Source organism: Limnohabitans curvus (assembly GCF_003063475.1).
Taxonomy (GTDB): Bacteria; Pseudomonadota; Gammaproteobacteria; order Burkholderiales; family Burkholderiaceae_C; genus Limnohabitans; species Limnohabitans curvus.
This window is the reverse complement of the sequence record NZ_NESP01000001.1, coordinates 2,544,242-2,561,575: the sequence shown is the minus strand read 5'-3', so window position 1 is coordinate 2,561,575 and position 17,334 is coordinate 2,544,242. Positions and strand designations below refer to the sequence as shown.

At 56.6% G+C, this 17,334-nt stretch carries 16 protein-coding genes; 5 read left to right on the top strand and 11 right to left on the bottom strand.

What is annotated here, in order from left to right; genetic code table 11:
• The 6 genes from B9Z44_RS12880 to B9Z44_RS12855 are packed head-to-tail and all read right to left on the bottom strand — an operon-like array spanning window position 1 to window position 5,649.
• Complete coding sequence (locus B9Z44_RS12880; protein WP_108402621.1) at window positions 1-1,053, bottom strand: Gfo/Idh/MocA family protein; 1,053 nt, start codon at window positions 1,051-1,053, stop codon at window positions 1-3.
• Window positions 1,054-1,055: 2 nt separating this feature from the next.
• Window positions 1,056-1,817 carry an ABC transporter ATP-binding protein gene (locus B9Z44_RS12875; protein WP_108360147.1) on the bottom strand — a complete coding sequence of 254 codons (762 nt, stop codon included), beginning with the start codon at window positions 1,815-1,817 and terminating at the stop codon, window positions 1,056-1,058.
• Window positions 1,818-1,819: 2 nt separating this feature from the next.
• Window positions 1,820-2,593 carry an ABC transporter ATP-binding protein gene (locus B9Z44_RS12870; RefSeq protein WP_245912820.1) on the bottom strand — a complete coding sequence of 258 codons (774 nt, stop codon included), beginning with the start codon at window positions 2,591-2,593 and terminating at the stop codon, window positions 1,820-1,822.
• Window positions 2,590-3,573: a branched-chain amino acid ABC transporter permease gene (locus B9Z44_RS12865; protein WP_108402620.1), complete on the bottom strand. Its 984-nt coding sequence runs from the start codon at window positions 3,571-3,573 to the stop codon at window positions 2,590-2,592. The genes B9Z44_RS12870 and B9Z44_RS12865 overlap by 4 nt, the downstream gene beginning before the upstream one ends.
• A complete protein-coding gene (locus B9Z44_RS12860) occupies window positions 3,570-4,445 on the bottom strand; it encodes a branched-chain amino acid ABC transporter permease (protein WP_108402619.1) in 876 nt (291 codons plus the stop codon). The genes B9Z44_RS12865 and B9Z44_RS12860 overlap by 4 nt, the downstream gene beginning before the upstream one ends.
• A gap of 58 nt (window positions 4,446-4,503) precedes the next feature.
• Window positions 4,504-5,649 carry an ABC transporter substrate-binding protein gene (locus B9Z44_RS12855; protein ID WP_108360184.1) on the bottom strand — a complete coding sequence of 382 codons (1,146 nt, stop codon included), beginning with the start codon at window positions 5,647-5,649 and terminating at the stop codon, window positions 4,504-4,506.
• A gap of 235 nt (window positions 5,650-5,884) precedes the next feature.
• On the opposite strand from B9Z44_RS12855, the gene B9Z44_RS12850 reads away from it, so the two are divergent.
• Entirely contained in the window at window positions 5,885-6,637 is a 753-nt protein-coding gene (locus B9Z44_RS12850; RefSeq protein ID WP_108402921.1) for an IclR family transcriptional regulator domain-containing protein, read from the top strand.
• A 19-nt stretch (window positions 6,638-6,656) separates the two neighbouring features.
• On the opposite strand, the gene B9Z44_RS12845 is transcribed toward B9Z44_RS12850, so the two are convergent.
• Genes B9Z44_RS12845 through B9Z44_RS12835 form a run of 3 tightly spaced genes read right to left on the bottom strand, consistent with a single transcriptional unit; the run spans window position 6,657 to window position 10,727 of the window.
• The gene (locus B9Z44_RS12845; RefSeq protein WP_108402618.1) at window positions 6,657-7,466 is read right to left on the bottom strand and encodes a sugar phosphate isomerase/epimerase family protein; all 810 of its coding nucleotides are present in this window, start codon (window positions 7,464-7,466) and stop codon (window positions 6,657-6,659) included.
• Between the two features lie 20 nt (window positions 7,467-7,486).
• Complete coding sequence (locus B9Z44_RS12840; protein ID WP_108402617.1) at window positions 7,487-9,892, bottom strand: FAD-dependent oxidoreductase; 2,406 nt, start codon at window positions 9,890-9,892, stop codon at window positions 7,487-7,489.
• A 19-nt stretch (window positions 9,893-9,911) separates the two neighbouring features.
• Window positions 9,912-10,727, bottom strand: coding sequence for an IclR family transcriptional regulator (locus B9Z44_RS12835; RefSeq protein ID WP_108402616.1), 816 nt, complete (start codon window positions 10,725-10,727; stop codon window positions 9,912-9,914).
• Window positions 10,728-10,853: 126 nt separating this feature from the next.
• Between B9Z44_RS12835 and B9Z44_RS12830 the strand changes: the two genes are divergently transcribed.
• From B9Z44_RS12830 to B9Z44_RS12815, 4 genes are all read left to right on the top strand, one after another.
• Window positions 10,854-11,666 (top strand): shikimate dehydrogenase family protein, encoded by an 813-nt coding sequence (locus B9Z44_RS12830; protein ID WP_108402615.1) that lies wholly within the window; start codon window positions 10,854-10,856, stop codon window positions 11,664-11,666.
• 3 nt (window positions 11,667-11,669) lie between these two features.
• Window positions 11,670-13,445, top strand: coding sequence for an FAD-dependent oxidoreductase (locus B9Z44_RS12825; protein WP_211308711.1), 1,776 nt, complete (start codon window positions 11,670-11,672; stop codon window positions 13,443-13,445).
• A gap of 4 nt (window positions 13,446-13,449) precedes the next feature.
• Entirely contained in the window at window positions 13,450-14,844 is a 1,395-nt protein-coding gene (fumC, locus tag B9Z44_RS12820; RefSeq protein ID WP_108402614.1) for a class II fumarate hydratase, read from the top strand.
• A gap of 62 nt (window positions 14,845-14,906) precedes the next feature.
• Window positions 14,907-15,374 (top strand): CHRD domain-containing protein, encoded by a 468-nt coding sequence (locus tag B9Z44_RS12815; RefSeq protein ID WP_233246958.1) that lies wholly within the window; start codon window positions 14,907-14,909, stop codon window positions 15,372-15,374.
• A 68-nt stretch (window positions 15,375-15,442) separates the two neighbouring features.
• Here B9Z44_RS12815 and B9Z44_RS12810 read toward each other — a convergent pair whose 3' ends face one another.
• Together B9Z44_RS12810 and B9Z44_RS12805 are read right to left on the bottom strand one after the other, a co-directional pair.
• Entirely contained in the window at window positions 15,443-16,399 is a 957-nt protein-coding gene (locus B9Z44_RS12810; protein ID WP_108360156.1) for a Gfo/Idh/MocA family oxidoreductase, read from the bottom strand.
• Window positions 16,400-16,450: 51 nt separating this feature from the next.
• Window positions 16,451-17,332 (bottom strand): class III extradiol dioxygenase subunit beta, encoded by an 882-nt coding sequence (locus B9Z44_RS12805; protein WP_108402613.1) that lies wholly within the window; start codon window positions 17,330-17,332, stop codon window positions 16,451-16,453.
• Window positions 17,333-17,334 lie beyond the last annotated feature (2 nt).

The window sequence follows — 17,334 nt, the reverse complement described above, 5'->3', positions numbered from 1 at the left end:
TCAAGCTTCGCTTAGCCGAACAGTTTGCTGACTGGCCGCAGCTTGCGCTATGGCTTCGACGACCCGCAAGTTTTGCAAGCCGTCATGCGCACTGACCAGCGGTGCATCCAAGCCTTGGATGACGCGAATGAAGTGATCCATTTGCAAGCGCAAGGGGTCTTCACGCTGCAAGGCTACCGTGCTGATGTCATACGGTTTGAACCATGAACGGTCTTCTGCTTTGGCGTAGGTTTTCAAGCGCATGGTGGGCACAGACAAACTGCCCATCGTTCCAGCAATGACGTAGCAGTCTTCATCGTCATAGCTGGCATAGGCCTTGTTCTCTTGACTGGTTTGCTCCCAACTCCGCGCCGATGCCGCTGTGTCAGAGAGCATGAATGACGCCAACACACCCGATGCAAAACGAAACGTGATGGACGCGGTGTCTTCCACCGCAAAGCCACGCACCGCATTCGAGGTCATGGCCTGCACTTGCGCGATCTCACCGCACAGCATGCGCAAGTTGTGAATCTCGTGGATGAGGTTGATCAGGATGGGGCCACCGCCCGCCTCACGTCGCCAAGGCGCCTGCGTGAAGTAGTCATCGGGTTTGTAAAACATGGCACTGCCAACCACGCTGACCAACTGGCCCAAGCGCCCGTCATCAATCACCGCTTTGGCCTCACGCATGATGGGGCTGTGGGCTCGGTGGTGACCGATCAACACCTTGGCTTGATGCGCTTGCGTGGCTTGCACCAGCTTTTGGGCATCGGCCACGGTGTGTGCGATCGGCTTCTCCACCAACACCGGCACACCCGCCGCGATGCATTGCAAGGCTTGCGGCACATGCAAGGCATTGGGGGTGGCCAAAATCACGCCATCTGGCGAGGCCGTAGTCAGCAGTTGGTCCAAGGTGGCAAACCAAGGTACGCCATGCGTTTGAGCCAAGGCCTGCGCAGCCTCAGACGGATCGGCAATCGCGCTCAATCGGCACTGCGAAGATTGCGCAATGACGGCGATGTGGGCACGACCAATCACGCCCGCACCAGCGACCGCGATGTTCACTGGGGGCATGCTTAAACGGTCGCTGCTGCAGCCGTGGTGGTGTGTGCGCCGCCCAAGAACAAACGTTCCATTTGGGGGTCAGCCAAAATTTCGGCGGCTGATTTGTACAGCACCAAACGGCCAGACTCCAAAGCAATGGCGTTGTCCGAGTACTTGAGCGCACTCTTCACGTTTTGCTCCACCATCAGCACCGTGGTGCCTTGGTCAGCCAGCTTGCGCAAGAGCTTGAACACGTCCTGCACCACCATGGGTGACAAACCAATCGAGGGCTCGTCAATCAACAAGACCTTGGGACGCAGCAGCAAAGCGCGGCCAATTTCGAGTTGCTTTTGTTCACCGCCTGACAACGAAGATGCCAAGGAGTTCATGCGCTCTTTCACGCGTGGGAAAAATTCCAGCACTTCAGGAATGCGCTCGTGCGTGGTTTTCATGCCCAGCGTGATGCCACCCAGCTCTAGGTTTTCATACACTGAGAGTTGGCCAAACAAATTGCGACCTTGCGGCACAAAGGCAATGCCGCGCGCGAGCAAGTCTTTTTGTGTGGCGCCGGTGATGTCGTCGCCATTCAAACGAATCTTGCCTTGGCGCGGTGTGAGCAAGCCAAACAAGGTTTTGAGCACAGTGGACTTACCTGCGCCGTTGGGGCCAATCAGCAAGGTGATGGAGCCCTTGGGCACAGTGAACGACAGGTTGTTCAAGATCATGAAATCTTTGTAACCCGCCACGACATCGTCAAACTCGATGCACGGTGTTGTGTTGTTGTGTGTGGTCATGATCAGCTTCCCAAGTAAGCGTCGAGCACTTGTTTGTTGGCGCGAATCTCAGCGGGTGTGCCAATGGCCATCACCTTGCCTTCGACCATCACCATGATGCGGTGGCACAGGTCCATCACAAAGTCCATGTTGTGTTCAATCACCACAAAACTGCTGGCCTTGCCGTCTGCTCTTTGGGTTTTGTTCAAGTCTTTCAGCAAGGTGCTGATGCCGCCCACCAGCGATGGGTTCACACCCGCGCAGGGTTCGTCAAGCAACACCAGGGCAGGTTCGCTCATGAAGGCCATGGCAATGTCCACCAGTTTTTGTTGGCCGTAGCTCAACTCGCCCGCTTTTTTGTCGGCCACATGTCGGATGTGGAATTGGTCAATCAAGGCATCCGCCTTGTCACCCAAGTTGGAATCGCTGGGGGCAAACATGCGGCTGAACATGGTGCCTTGGTGCTCTTGCGCGGCCACGATCAAGTTGTCGCGCACGGTCATCTTGCCAAACACCTGAAGGGTTTGGAAAGTGCGGCCTACGCCCAAGCGATTGAGTTCCAAAGGACCTAACTGCGTCACGTTTTGACCATTGAGTTCAATCTTGCCGGTGTCCGGTGTGATCTGGCCCAACATGCTGTTGAACAGGGTTGTTTTGCCAGAACCGTTGGGGCCAATGACGCCAAAGATTTCACCGGGGCGCACTTCAAAAGACACGCCACCCACCGCTTGAATCGCGCCGTAGGCCTTCTTCAAGTCGGTGACTTTGAGAACGGGTTGGTTGGTAGACATGGTCATGCTTTCACTCCTGATTGACCAGCCGCCGCACGCGCAGCAGAGGCTTCACGCGACTGACGTTTTGCACGGATGCGGTCTGGAATGCTCAGCAAACCATCGGGCAGCCAAATCATCAACATCACCACGGCAGTGCCGAACACAAACAAATACCAAGCCTGCGCAAAACGCAACCACTCGGGCAAGATCACGCCCACCGCAGCGCCCAGCAAGGGACCCAAGAAATAACCAGGGCCACCCACCACCACCATGAGGTACATCATGATGGACGCTTCCACCGTGAACGGTGCAGGGTCGATGAACTGCACCATCGAACCAAACAAACCACCGGCGATACCGGCATAGGCCGCGCCAATCGCAAAGCTCAACAAGGTGTAGCCACGGATGTCCACGCCCAAGCTCTCGGCACGAATCGGGTTGTCACGCAAAGCGGTAAACGCTTTGCCCCAAGGTGAATTGAGCAAACCCCACAAGAGCAAGCCCAACACCACGGCAAATGCCAACACCAAGTAGTAATAAGCCAAATTGCCATCAAAGCTGATGCCGAAGGCTTCAGGGCGTGCAATGTTGTTGATGCCGAAGGTGCCGCCGGTGAGCCACTCTTCGTTGCGCATCACCAACCACACCGCGGTGTTGAAACCGAGCGTGGCGAATGCCAAGTAAATGGTTTGCACGCGCAACGCAGGAAAGCCCAAGGCCAAGCCCACCACAAAGCAGCCCAACGCTGCAAGCGGCATGCCGAGCCAAAAGCTATAACCCGCCTGCATCAAAACAGCCACGGTGTAGGCACCAATGCCAAAGAACGCGGCATGGCCGAGTGACTTTTGACCGGCGTAACCGATGGTGAGGTTCAAGCCCATGGTGGCAATGACGTAAATCAGCCAATAGGTGAACAAATAAATGCCGTGGTTTTTGAGCAGCGTGGGCACAAAAATACAGACCAACAGCCCCAAGAGGCCGGCAAGAATTGCGAGCTTCTTCATACTTTGCGCTCCACTTTTTTTCCGAGCAAGCCTTGTGGCTTGAACAAAATCACGACCATGAAAATAACCAAGGCCACCGCATCTTTGTAGGCAGGCGAAATGTAGGCCGCAGCCAAGTTTTCACACACGCCCACAATCACGCCGCCCAACAACGCACCGCGTGAGTTGTTGAAGCCACCGATGATGGCGGCGAAGAAGGCCTTGTTGCCCAGCGACGCGCCCATGTCGAACTTCGCCAAGTAGGTGGGTGTCACCAAAATCGCAGCGGCAGCAGCCAGCAACGCGTTGATGGCGAAGGTGTAAAAAATCATGCGGGGCACATTGATGCCCAACACCGAAGCGCTCTCGGTGTTTTGCGCCACGGCTTGCATGGCACGACCGGTGACGGTCTTGGCCAAGAAAGCTTGTGTCACCAACACCAGCGCAATCGCAAAGACAAAGGTGCCAATGTCGGTGGCCGAAATGGTCACACCGGCAATGTTGTACACCTCGTCTGGAAACAGATTCGGGAATGGATGCGGCTCTGCGCTGTAACCCGCACGCACGGCATTGCGCATGGCGATGGACAGACCAATGGTCGCCACCACGATGGGCATCATGCCGAACTTGAAGAGGGGGTCCACCACGCCACGCTTGAACAACCAGCCCAGCACAAAGACCGACACCACACAACTCGCAGCAAAACTCAGCACCAAAGGAAAGCCTGCGGCCAAGAAGCCCAGCATCATGAAAGCAGGCAGCATCACAAACTCGCCTTGCGCGAAGTTGATGGTGCCCGAAGCTTGCCAAAGCAAGGTAAAGCCCAAGGCCGCCAGCGCATAAATGCTGCCGGTGGCGAGGCCACTGAAAAAGAGTTGTAAGAAGTCGGTCATGTCGTTTCGCTTGAAAAAAGAAAGGCACGCCCGAAATAGGCGTGCCTTGTTTTCTTGGTTACTTCTTCGCGTTCAAAGCGGGCAAAGTAGCGGTCACCACTTGACGTCCGTTTTTCACTTCGATCAAGAAGCTTTCGCGGTCGAGGTCACCGTTGGCGTCAAAGCTCACGTCCATGATGACGCCTGGGTTTTTCTTAGCGCTGATGTTGATGCCATGCAAAGCTTGAGCGACGGCCTTGCGGTCGAGCTTGCCCACTTTTTCGATGGCGGCTTTCAAGACGTACACACCGGTGTAGCCCTTGATGCCGTTGTGGTCAGAAATACTGCCGTAGGCTTGGTAGTACTTGGCCTTGAACTTCAACATTTCTGGGTTGGGGGCATCCACGGTCAAACCCACGTGGGCCATTGCACCGTTGGCCGCATCACCCGCCAGTTCGATCACTTTTTGACCTGTCAAAGTGGTCTCGCCGATCACAGGCTTGGTCCAACCTTGTTTCTTCAACTCACGCAACAAACGTGCAGATTCTTCTTCGTTGGTGTACGCAAAAATCGCGTCGGCGTTGCTTTGTTTGGCTTTCAACACCGCAGCGGAGAAGTCGACTTGACCTGCGTCTGTCGAAATGTCGGCCACCACTTTCGTAGGGCTGCCATCGAGCAATTTGGCCAAGGTGTCACGGCCGCCTTTGCCGAAGTCGTTGTTCACATAAATCACTGCCAAAGTTTTGGCTTTGGTGTTGATGAACTTAGCGAGCTTGGGGAACGATGTACTTTGACCAAACGCGGTACGGAACACATAAGGGTTGCCTTGTGCAGTGATAGATGCAGCTTCGCCGCCAGTGAAGTTAGGCACTTCGCCGCGCTTGGATTCAGCCATGGACACCATGATGGAGCCCGAGTACACGGGGCCAAAAATGGCGAACACGCCGTCGTCCACAGCCTTCTGGGTCAAACCCTTGGCTACGCCAGGGTTGGTTTGTGTGTCAACGGTGTAGTTCTCGATTTTCTTGCCCAAGATACCGCCGTTGTCGTTGATCTCTTTGACCGCCAACTCCACGCCGTTCTTGAACACCGTACCGGCTGTGGTGCCAGGACCTGAGAGCTCAACGATGTTGGCAATCTTGATGGTTTGCTGGGCGTGCGCCACGCCTGCCAACGCAAAAATCGCGGCGGCAGCTACAGCTTTTAAGGTGGAACGTTTATTCATGGATGTCTCCTCTTTGGGGTTGAAATTGAGCCTTTGTTTGGTGGCTCGGGGTGATGAAATCAGCGACACACCGTTCAAAGGCATTGAACGTGTGAAATTTAATTGGAAAAGTGTGAAGTGAGGGATAAATTAATCCCAAATGCGCGATTAACGAACGCTCGTGTGCGATCATCGATCCCATCTCGGGTTTCCCCCTGCACACGCTATGAACACACTTTTGACGCAATCGACGGGCATGGACAAGAAAGACTGGATCGCCGGTCTGGACAAAGGTTTGGCGATGCTGCAAACCTTTGACGAACACAACCCGCGCTTGACCGCCACGCAAGCCGGACAACGTTGTGGTTTGACGCGCACGGCAGCGAGGCGTTACTTGCTCACCCTCGCCCATTTGGGTTTTGTGACCACTGACGGCAAGTTGTTTTGGCTCACGCCCAAGGTCATGCGTTTGGGCCAGTCGTACTTGGAGTCGGCGCGCTTGCCGCGCATCGTGCAACCCTCGTTGCAACGCTTGGCGATGGGCACACAAGAAATTTCGTTTGTCGCCGTGCTCGATGGCTACGACTTGGTCTATATCGCGCGCAACGGACAAAACCGCAGCATGAACACCAGCTTCGCACTGGGGGCGCGTGTGCCCTGTCACCTCACCAGTGCGGGCGTGTTGTTGCTCGCGCTGTTGGGCGAAGAAGAAGTGGACGCGTGGTTGGCCAACCATGAACTCAAGGCGTTCACCTCGCACACCATCACTGACCCCAAACGCATGCGCGCCGAGTTGGCCCGCATCCGCGCACAAGACTGGGCGCTGTCCGAGCAGCAACTCGACTTGGCGTACCGCGGTGTGGCGGTGCCCTTGCGTGACCACAAAGGGAATGTGCAAGGCGCGCTGACCGTGAGCATGCCCATTCAGCACGAGGCTTCGAAGGAAGCCGTGAACCGCGTGTTGCCGGTGTTGCGCGAAGTCGCGCAGAGTTTGCGACCCTTGATTTAACTCAGCGTGGCAAACACGATCAGGCATCGCCCAAAACTTTCTGGGTGGCGTTGAGACACAGCTCAGCCCAAGCCTTGTCGCCGATCGGCTTCGAACGCTCAAGGTTCACGATTTCTACGCTCACTGGCAAGTCTTGCGGCAAGGTGGCAAACAACCCTTTGACGTCAATATTGCCTTCACCTGGCAACAAACGCTCTTGGCGTGCGGTGTGAATCAGCTGCTCTGTGGTGAAGTTCAACCCTGCTTGTGCATCGCACATTTGTGCGTAATGCAGCAACTCGCGCGGGATGGCGGCAATGTCTGCCAAGCTGGTGGTGGAGCGACCAAAGTGCAAGGCATCCACCAAGATGCCAGCGTTCATCGGCGTGCCAGCTTGTTTGACCACACGCATCGCGGCTTGTGCATCTTTCACGCCCGTCCACGGCATGAACTCTAAATCTGCGGTGAGGCCGTAGGGCTGCATGAACTCACACAGTTGCGCGTAATGGTGGGCCAAACGCTGTTCGTTGCTGTCGTCGGCTGCAATCAACACCGCACGGGCTTTGAGTGCGGCCCCCGCCTCTAACAAGGGGCGGTGCACCACGGGGTCAAACTGTTCGCCGATGCGAATGATTTCAAGGTCAAACACCTGCACACCCGTGTCGGCCATGCGCGCCAAGGTTTCGCGCTGCACGGTGGCATCGTCGATGAAACTTTGAAACGGAGCGCCAGGCCCATTGGGTTGCAAACGCAAGCCCACAAAACCATAGCCCAGCTCTGCCGCAATGCCAATGGCTTGCGACACCGTGGATGCGTTGGCCGTTAAGTACGCGAGTGAATAAGTGCGCATGGTGAGCTACCTTGAATGACTTATTTCAATGGAGAAACTGCGGTAGGCATGGCAATGGTGGACACCATGTTGGTGGTCAAGTTGGCGGGGCCGCCTTTGGGTGGCCAGATGCCTTGGGCCACCGCATCCGCGCGCGCTTTGCTTCGTGCGTCGAGTGTGGGGTAAGCCCAAATGTTGGTGAAGCGCAGCGGGCCATCCAAAGCGACCATCGCCACCACGCAAGGCGAAATTTTTTCGCGCACGGGAATGGCTTGCTCCCACAAATCAATCGTGGGTTGCACGCCACCGGGTTTGATGCCGTAGGTGCGAATTTCGTACACGGGGCCATTGATGCCGCTCTCGGCACTGGGGCGCACAGGCTTCATCCAAGGGAAGCCTTGGTAGCTGTGTTGCTCCAAGCTTTGGAAGATGTCGCCACAGCCAAAGGGGCTGGCGTTGTGTTGCGTGCGGTTGCGTTCGGCTTGCAAGGTGGCCAAGTCGTCAAAGCCGCGCAACACCATCATTTGATTGAGCACACCGATGTCGGTGAACCAACAGCCCAGCAATTCGCCTTGGCCTTGGGCGCAAAAAGTTTGCACGTTGGCAGCGGCTTGGGCAGCGGTGCCAAAGGGCAGCGTCATGGTGGCGAGTTCGTAATACATGGGAGAGGTCCTTTTCAAAAATGGATGTTCGGAAGATGCGAAGTCAGGTGACAAGCGGGCCGCATGATGCGCAGCCAAATAACCAAAGGTCATGGCGGGGCCTAGGGTGATGCCGCCACTCGGGTAGTTGCCACCCATCACGCTGGAGAGGTCGTTGCCACCGGCGTACAAACCGTCGATGGGTCGGCCTTGCGCGTTGAGCACTTGCGCGTGTTCGTTGCAGCGCAAACCGGCAAACGTGCCCAAGCTGCCAGCCACGACGCGCACGGCGAAAAACGGGCCGTCTTGAATGGGCGCCATGTTGGGGTTGCGGCCTTCGTGTGTGGCGTCGCCTTGCACGCGGTTGTAGGCGGTTTGGCCTTTGGCAAATTCACCGTCGTAGCCAATGTCGGCTTGGGTGTTGTAACGGGCCACGGTGTTTTGCAAAGCCACGGCGTCGATGCCACATGCTTGCGCCAACTCTGCCAAGGTACTGCCACGCTTCAAGTAACCATTGGCCAACATGCCGTGCATGGGCACAGGTGCAGGTTTGACCGCACCCAAGCCCCAGCGACGGATGAAGCGGTGGTCCACCACCAGCCACGCTTGCACGGGCTCGCCTTCTGGCAATGCGTTGATCAAACCTTGCATGAAGTCGTGGTACGAGTCGGCTTCGTTCACAAAGCGTTTGCCAAAGCGGGTGACGGCAATGAGGCCAGGCTTGCCGCGCTCAATCAAGTGCGGGAAATGCGCGATTGAGCCATCGGCACGTGGCACCAAAGACACGGGCGCCATCGCAGCCGCGTGCTTCAAATCGTTGGCCACCACAGCACCGACGGATTCGCCCAAGCGCAAACCATCGCCGGTGTTGCCGCGCGAGGCGGCTGAGAAATGTTGTTGGCCTGTGGGGTCGTGTGGCAGCAGTTGGCTCTTGCGCTCGGGGTCATGCGGAAAGCCACCTGTGGCCAACATCACACCGCGCTTGGCGCGGATGGTTTGCTCAACGCCGTTGTGCATCACCACAGCGCCACGCACTTTTTGCACACCGTCAGCACCGGCTTCTGTGACCAAACGCACCACAGGGCTGTTCACGCGAATGTCCACACCCGCATCAAAGGCAGATTTGGCCAAACCAGCGACCAAGGCATTGCCGTTGACCAACTGCATGCCACGGCCATGCATCGCCAAATCCAACAGATGACGTGTGACACGCTTGGCCACATGCAAGAACGAGCCCCATGAACGCAAGGCATTGAAGAAATGACGAATGTCAGCCCCCGACGCAATGCCCATGCCCAGAAAAGTCATCTCATACAGAGGTGTTTTGAGCTGCTTCACATGCTTGCCCAGCAAGCGACCGTTGAACGGCGCTGCACATACCGAGCGGCCGCCCAGCGCCGCGTCTTCGGTGCGACCATGGAAGTCGGGAACGGCGTTGCCATCCATGAACTGCAAAGCCGTGTGCTCTTCAAAGAAGCGCACCATGCGTGGGCCGTGGGTGAGGAACGTGCGCGCACGCATTTCATCAAACTGTTCGCCCAACTCGTGACGCAAGTATGAGAGCGGTTTTTCAATCGGCTCGGTGATGCCCGCTTGGATGGCAAATGGGTTGCGTGGAATCCACATCCAGCCACCCGACCAAGCGGTGGTGCCGCCGTAGTGCGGGTCTTTCTCCACCACGATGACTTGGAGGCCAAGGTGTGCAGCCGTCACCGCGGTGGACAGCGCACCTGCGCCCGAGCCCACGACGAGCAAATCGCAATCCCAAACTTTGGCTGCAACGGTGTCGATTGAAGGGGCGGTCATCGTGGCGTGTCCCAATCCATCAAGCCGCGTAAATAGGTTGCAAACGCACGTGGCTGGTACCGCGTGTCAGCATAGGCGAAGCACCACTGGCCGCGGCCAGCTGCGCTGCATACGACAGCATGTCAGGCACAAGTGCCAACATGCGCTCGCGCGTCAAACGTGCAGAAGGCCCCGCTACGCTGATGGTGCCCATGGGCAACTGCCCAGCCAAGCCCACCGGCACGGCAATGGCGTTCAAACCAGCGGTGTAGGTTTCTTCGGTCAGGCTGTAGCCTTGTTTGCGCGTGTCTTGCAACACCTTCAGGAAGGCTTTCAAACTCTTAGGGGCATTGGGACCAAACTCTTGCGGCGTGCCCAAGCCTTGTTGCGACACCAACGCCAAAGCATCGTCATCCTTCATCGTGGACAACCAAGCCAAGCCAGATGACGAACAGCTCAACCTCGCAATACTGCCCATGTCCGGGTCATAGCGCAGGCCTTGGCGTGCGCCTTGTGCACGTGCCACCCAAATCAAGCGGTCACCGTCCACCACCGACAAACGCACCAGCTCTCCCGTTTGCTCGGCCAGACGGTCGAGCAAGGGTTGTGCAACGTCGATGACGCCTGTTTTACTCAGGTAGGTCAAGCCCAGCGACACGAGTTTGGTGGTCAACACGTATTCACCCATGTCACGCGTTTGGCGCACGTAGCCAAAGCGAATCAGGTCGGCTAACAAGCGGTGCGCCGCGCTCTTGGGCATGTTGAGTTTGTCGGCCAACACAGCCAGCTCAACGCCCTGCTCTTGGCTAGACAAGAGCTCCAAGATGCCCAAAGTTCTCTCAAGTACGCCGCTCATAGTGGTGTGTGGTTGGTGAATGTTGGATCGGACTTTATCACGAAAAATGAATTTTGTTCAAAAGTTGAACGCAATTCCATTTTTGGATAAACTGCGACACATTCATCCACTCAAAGCTTCATCACCATGCTTGAAAACTACAGCGGCGCCACACGTGTTCACCTCATTGTTGGCGACCCCATTGCCCAAGTGAAATCACCTTTTGGCGTGACCCAAGCCTTTGAATCGCATGGCCGCGACGCCATCTGCGTCCCCGCCCACGTCACCCCTGCGGACTTGACTGATTGGTGGGCAGGCACCAAGCGTGCGCGCAACATCGACGGCCTCATCGTCACCGTGCCGCACAAATTTGCCTGTACCGCGTTTTGCGACACCTTGTCAGAGCGCGCCGCTTTTCTGGGCACCGTGAACACCGTGCGACGCGACGCGCAAGGCCATTGGCATGGCGACATGTTCGATGGTTTGGGCTATGTGCGCGCCATGGAGAAGAACGGTTGCACGTTGAACAACAAACGCGCCTTGTTGGTCGGCGCAGGTGGCGCAGGCTCTGCCATTGCGCACAGTTTGGTGCTGGCGGGGGTGAGCGAGTTGGCCATTCACGACCCCGATGACCAACGCCGTCAATCCTTGATCGACCGCCTCAATAGCTTGAAGTTGGGCAAGGTCACCCATCTTGAAAAGTTCACACTTGGCAGCCCCGACCCCACAGGCTTTGATGTGGTCGTCAACGCCACGCCCATCGGCATGAAAGAAAGTGACCCCACACCCATCGATGCGAGCAAGATTCACGGCGACATGTTTGTCGGCTGTGTCATCACCGCACCGGCCATCACCCCGTTGATTGCGGCGGCGCGCGCCAAAGGCTGCAAAACCGTGACGGGCGCCGACATGTTTGCGCAAGTGCGCGAACTGATGGTTAATTTCTTATTGGAGGCCTGATTCATGAACGACACCTTGCATCCCCTGCATCAGCGCATCAGCACTGACCTGTCGCAATTCAAAGACCACGACACCGTGGACTTGGTGGTGATTGGTTCTGGCGGCGCAGGTTTTTCAGCCGCACTGAATGCCGCGATTGACGGCGCACGCGTGCTGCTGGTCGAGCGCATGGCACATGTGGGTGGCACCACCGCTTTGTCGGCAGCCACCACGTGGGTGCCCGGCACCAAGCGCGGCCTGGAAGTCAACCCAGACGACACGCCCGAGCGCGTGGCCACGTTTTTGAACCTCGCCGTGGGTGAACGCTCGGACGCGAAGCTGCGCCAAGCATTCATCGACAACGGCCCACACGCCGTCGCCAAACTCGAAGCCAACAGCGCCTTGCAATTTCAAGTGCGCATGTTGCACCCTGACTATTTGTCTGAACTCGAAGGCTCGGTGCTGCGTGGCCGTGCGATTGAGCCACAGCCCTTTGATGGCAAATTGCTCGGCCCCAACCTACCGCTCGTGCGCAACCCCATCCCCGAGTTCACCGTGCTCGGCGGCATGATGGTGGACCGTGACGACATCTTCCATTTGCTGCGTTTGACGGAAACTTGGAAGTCGTTCAGCTACAGCGTGCGCATCATCGTGCGCCATTTCCTGGACAAACTGCTGCACCCACGCAGCACGCGTTTGGTCATGGGCAACGCCATGATTGCGCGCATGCTCTACAGCTACATCCAACGCCAAGGCATACTGGTGACCAACACCGAAGCCACACAACTGCTGCAAAACGGCAACGCCATTCAAGGTGTGGCACTGCAACAAACCCTGCCTGATGGCAGCGTGGTGAAACGCACGGTGCGCAGCAAAGGCGGCGTGGTCATGGCCAGCGGTGGTTTCAACCGCCACCCCACACGCCGTGCAGACATGCTGCCCGGCGCCAAAGAAGCATGGTGCCCTGCAGGCCCCGGCCACACAGGCAAGGCGCAAGACTTGGCGCTCCTTGCTGGTGGCCAACTCGGCACCGGCGGTTTGAGCAATGCGTTTTGGGCCCCCGTCTCCACACGTCAACGTGCCGACGGCAGCACCGCTGTGTTTCCACACTTTGTGATGGACCGCGGCAAGCCCGGCATGCTCACCGTGGACAGCCAAGGTCAACGCTACCTGAACGAATCCACCTCGTACCACTTGTTTGGCATTGCCATGCAAGCCCACCACGCCACCACGCCCAGCGTGCCGTCGTGGTTGGTGTGCGATGCAGGCGCGTTGAAGCGCTATGGCATCGGCATGGTTCGCCCCGGTGGAAAAGGTTTGGCACCGTTCTTGGCCGATGGGTACTTGAAACAAGGCAACACCTTGACAGAGCTCGCCCAACAACTGAATGTGCCCGCAGACAAACTCAAAGCCACCGTCGAACGCTTCAATGCATTTGCTGACAAAGGTGTCGACGAAGATTTCCAACGCGGCACCACCGACTACCAACGCGCCAACGGCGATGCCACATGGCATGGCCCCAATCCGTGTTTGGGCGCGTTGCGCGAAGGCCCCTTCTATGCCGTGGCGCTCTACCCCGGTGACATTGGTGCGGCCACAGGCTTGGTCACCGATGGCGATGCCCGTGTACTGAACGCACAAGGCCAAGCCATTGAAGGACTGTATGCCTGCGGCAACGACATGCACTCCATCATGGGGGGCATTTATCCAGCGCCTGGCATCACCATCGGGCCCGGTGTGACATTTGGCTACTTGGCAGCCAAACACGCAGTGGCGCGAGCCCATCACATCGGTTCATGAGCCCATGGCAACACGCATAGAACATGACTCGTTGGGTGCCATCGAGGTGCCGGAAGAAAGACTTTGGGGCGCTCAAACCCAACGCTCTCTTGCGCACTTTCACATCTCTTGCGAGAAGATGCCCACTGAAGTCATGCATGCGCTTGCACAAGTCAAGGCAGTTTGCGCCAATGTCAATTTCGAATTGGGATTGCTTGCAAAAAGTAAAGCCCACGCGATTGCAGCAGCCGCAAAGGAAGTGTTGTCGGGCATGCATTCCGACGAGTTTCCTTTGTCGGTTTGGCAAACGGGCTCTGGCACCCAAAGCCATATGAACATGAACGAGGTACTGGCCAACCGAGCGTCTGAATTACTAGGCGGGAAGCGAGGACTTGGTCGACTCATTCACCCCAATGACGACGTGAACCTTGGGCAATCGTCCAATGATATTTTCCCAACGGCCATGCATGTAGCGGCCGTCACTGAAATAGCCAATCGTTTGCTACCCAGCTTGGCACGGTTGACGCAAAGCTTGCGCGCCAAGGCTGACGAGTTCCATGAGATTTACAAAATCGGTCGGACCCACTTGCAAGATGCAACACCACTGACATTGGGGCAAGAAATGTCGGGCTATGTGGCACAGCTAGAGCACGCGGCCTCATGCATCCAACAAGCACTGACATCGATTTACCCATTGGCCGTTGGTGGCACGGCCGTTGGCACGGGCCTCAACACGCATCCCGAATTTGGTGAGCGCGTGGCGACTGCGTTGGCGCAATCTACAGACCTGCCGTTTGTGAGTGCGACCAATAAATTTGCAGCACTTGCCGCTCATGATGGTTTGGTGGTTGCGCACGGTGCGCTCAAGGTGCTTGCCATCGCCTTGATGAAAATTGCCAATGACATCCGCTGGCTGGCATCCGGACCACGCTGTGGACTTGGCGAAATCGCCTTGCCGGAAAACGAACCCGGCAGTTCGATCATGCCGGGCAAAGTCAATCCAACCCAATCAGAAGCCATGGCCATGCTGGCCTGCCAAGTGCTGGGAAACGATGTCGCCATCAGTTTAGGGGGCGCTTCTGGAAATTTTGAGCTCAATGTGTACAAGCCATTGATTGCCCACAACTTCATGCAAAGCGTGCGTTTACTCACCGATGGCATGCAGAGCTTTGAAACACATTGTGTGCGTGGCATCGAAGCCCAACGTGAACGAATTGCTGAATTGGTCCATCGTTCACTGATGCTGGTGACGGCATTGGTACCTCACATTGGCTATGACCGTGCTGCTCAAATTGCCAAGCAAGCTCAGCGCGAAGGCAGCACATTAAAAGCCGCAGCATTGGCATTGGGATTTGTGTCCGCAGCAGATTTCGACCGTTGGGTAAAACCAGAAAATATGATTGGCAATCAAAAACAATAGATGTACGATGAAATCGCTTGATCTATCGATCAAGCATCACTACCTTGAAAAAGGAGAACCGTATGTCATCTTTCAAAGCCTTCATGGGTCGCGTATTTTTGTCGTCGTGCGTCGCGCTACTTGCAAGCTGTGCATCTGTTTACGGTGACCCAAACACCGTGAAGTTAGGCGGTCAACTCACCGGCATGAATGAAGTTCCGTCAAACCCGAGTATGGGCAAAGGAACAGTTGAAGCAGTTTTCAACAAACAAACGAGTGAACTCACATGGACCGTCACCTACGCTGGCTTGAGTGGTCCAGTAGTTGCCGGACATTTTCATGGCCCCGCACCGGCCGGCGCGAATGCCGGCGTCGCACTGGGTTTTAAAGGCCCTCTTGAAAGCCCCATCAAAGGCAGCGCCACACTTTCAACTGCGCAATCGAAAGACCTGCTGGATGGCAAGTGGTATGTGAACCTTCACACCAAAGTCAGTCCTGGCGGCGAAGTTCGGGCACAAGTTCTACCGACACATCAGCGTCTTGGCTACTAGCCTTAACAGCTGATTCATAAAAAAAGCGGCTTCGGAAAACCGAGCCGCTTTTTTCATGAAGGAACGCATCACGCGTTGAGTTGCAACTCCAAGTCGTGCAGCACCTTGTAGCAAGGCAGCACTTGAGCCACGCTGGAATTCGGCTCACGGCCTTCTTTGATGGCGGCGAAGAACTCACGGTCTTGCAACTCGATGCCGTTCATGGACACCGCCACTTTGGACACGTCGATTTGCTCTTCTTTGCCGGTGTACAGATCGTCGTAACGGGCCAAGTAAGTGCCCGTGTCGCCGATGTAGCGGAAGTACGTGCCCAAAGGACCATCGTTATTGAACGACAAGCTCAAGGTACAAATCGCGCCATTGGCCGCTTGCAACTGAATGCTCATGTCCATCGCGATGCCCAATGCTGGGTGGATGGGGCCTTGCACGGCATTGGCTTTGACGATGGGGCTGCCCGCTTGGTAAGCAAACAAATCCACGGTGTGCGCAGCGTGGTGCCACAGCAAGTGGTCGGTCCAGCTACGGGCTTGGCCCAAGGCGTTCATGTTGGTGCGGCGGAAGAAATAGGTTTGCACATCCATTTGTTGGATGTTGAATTCGCCTGCTTTGATTTTGTTGTGCACCCACTGATGGCTGGGGTTGAAGCGACGGGTGTGACCGCACATGGCGACCAAGCCTTTTTCTTTGGCCACGCGCGCGACCTCTTCCGCATCTTTCCAGCTGTCGGCCAAGGGAATTTCCACTTGCACGTGTTTGCCAGCCTTCAAGCAAGCCAAGCTTTGTGCAGCGTGCATTTGTGTAGGGGTACACAAAATCACGGCGTCCACTTCGGGCAAAGCCAAGCTGTCGGCCAAGTCGGTGGTGACGTGTTGGATGCCGTATTTGTCAGCGACTTCTTTGGTTTTTTCTAAATCACGGCTGATCAATGACACGACTTCCACGCCGTCGATGTTTTTGATGCCGTCCAAGTGTTTGATGCCGAAAGCACCTGCGCCAGCCAAGGCGACTTTGATGGTTTTGCTCATGTTTTTTTACTCCAGTTGAGGACAGAGCTGAAGGTCTGTCCCGCAAAGTTATTAAATTGCATTCTCAAGAATAGCGTGACCCACAGCAGTGTTCGATGCAGGCACATGGTAGAAACGGTGCGTCAATTTGGGCGCAGGGCCTGTGGCTTTGCCGTCTTGAATGTCAGACATCGCACCACGCGCGATGAGCCACATCACCAACTCAATGCCTTCGCTACCGGCTTCGCGCACGTAGTCGATGTGCGGCACGGCGGCGCAAGCGACAGGGTCGTTGATCATCAGGTCGAGCCAGTTGTTGTCCCACTCGCGGTTGATCAGGCCCGCACGCGCGCCTTGCAACTGGTGGCTCATGCCGCCTGTGCCCCAGATGTGCACGTTGATGTCTTCGTCGTAGCTCTCAATGGCTTTGCGAATCGCTTGACCGAGGTTGAAACAACGCTGACCACTCGGCACGGGGTACTGCACCACGTTCACAGCGAACGGGATGACGGGACAAGGCCAAGCGCCTTTGACAGGGTCTTGCTCGCCGCACATCAATGACAGTGGCACGGTCAAACCGTGGTCCACATCCATCTTGTTGACGATGGTCAAGTCAAAGTCTTGTTGAATGACCGACTGCGCGATGTGCGACGCCAGCTCGGGATGGCCTTTGACCACCGGCACGGGACGCGCGCCATAGCCTTCGTCAGCTGGCGTGTATTCAGCCGCGGTGCCGATGGCAAAGGTAGGGATCATGTCCAAGCTGAACGCCGTAGCGTGGTCGTTGTAGACCAAGAAGATCACGTCTGGCTTGTTGTCCTTCATCCATTGTTTGGAGAAGTCATAGCCAGCGAAGACTGGCTTCCAGTAGTCTTCTTGGGTCTTGCCGAGGTCCAAGGCCGCGCCGATGGCGGGCACGTGGGAGGTGTAAACGGATGCGGTAATTTTTGCCATGG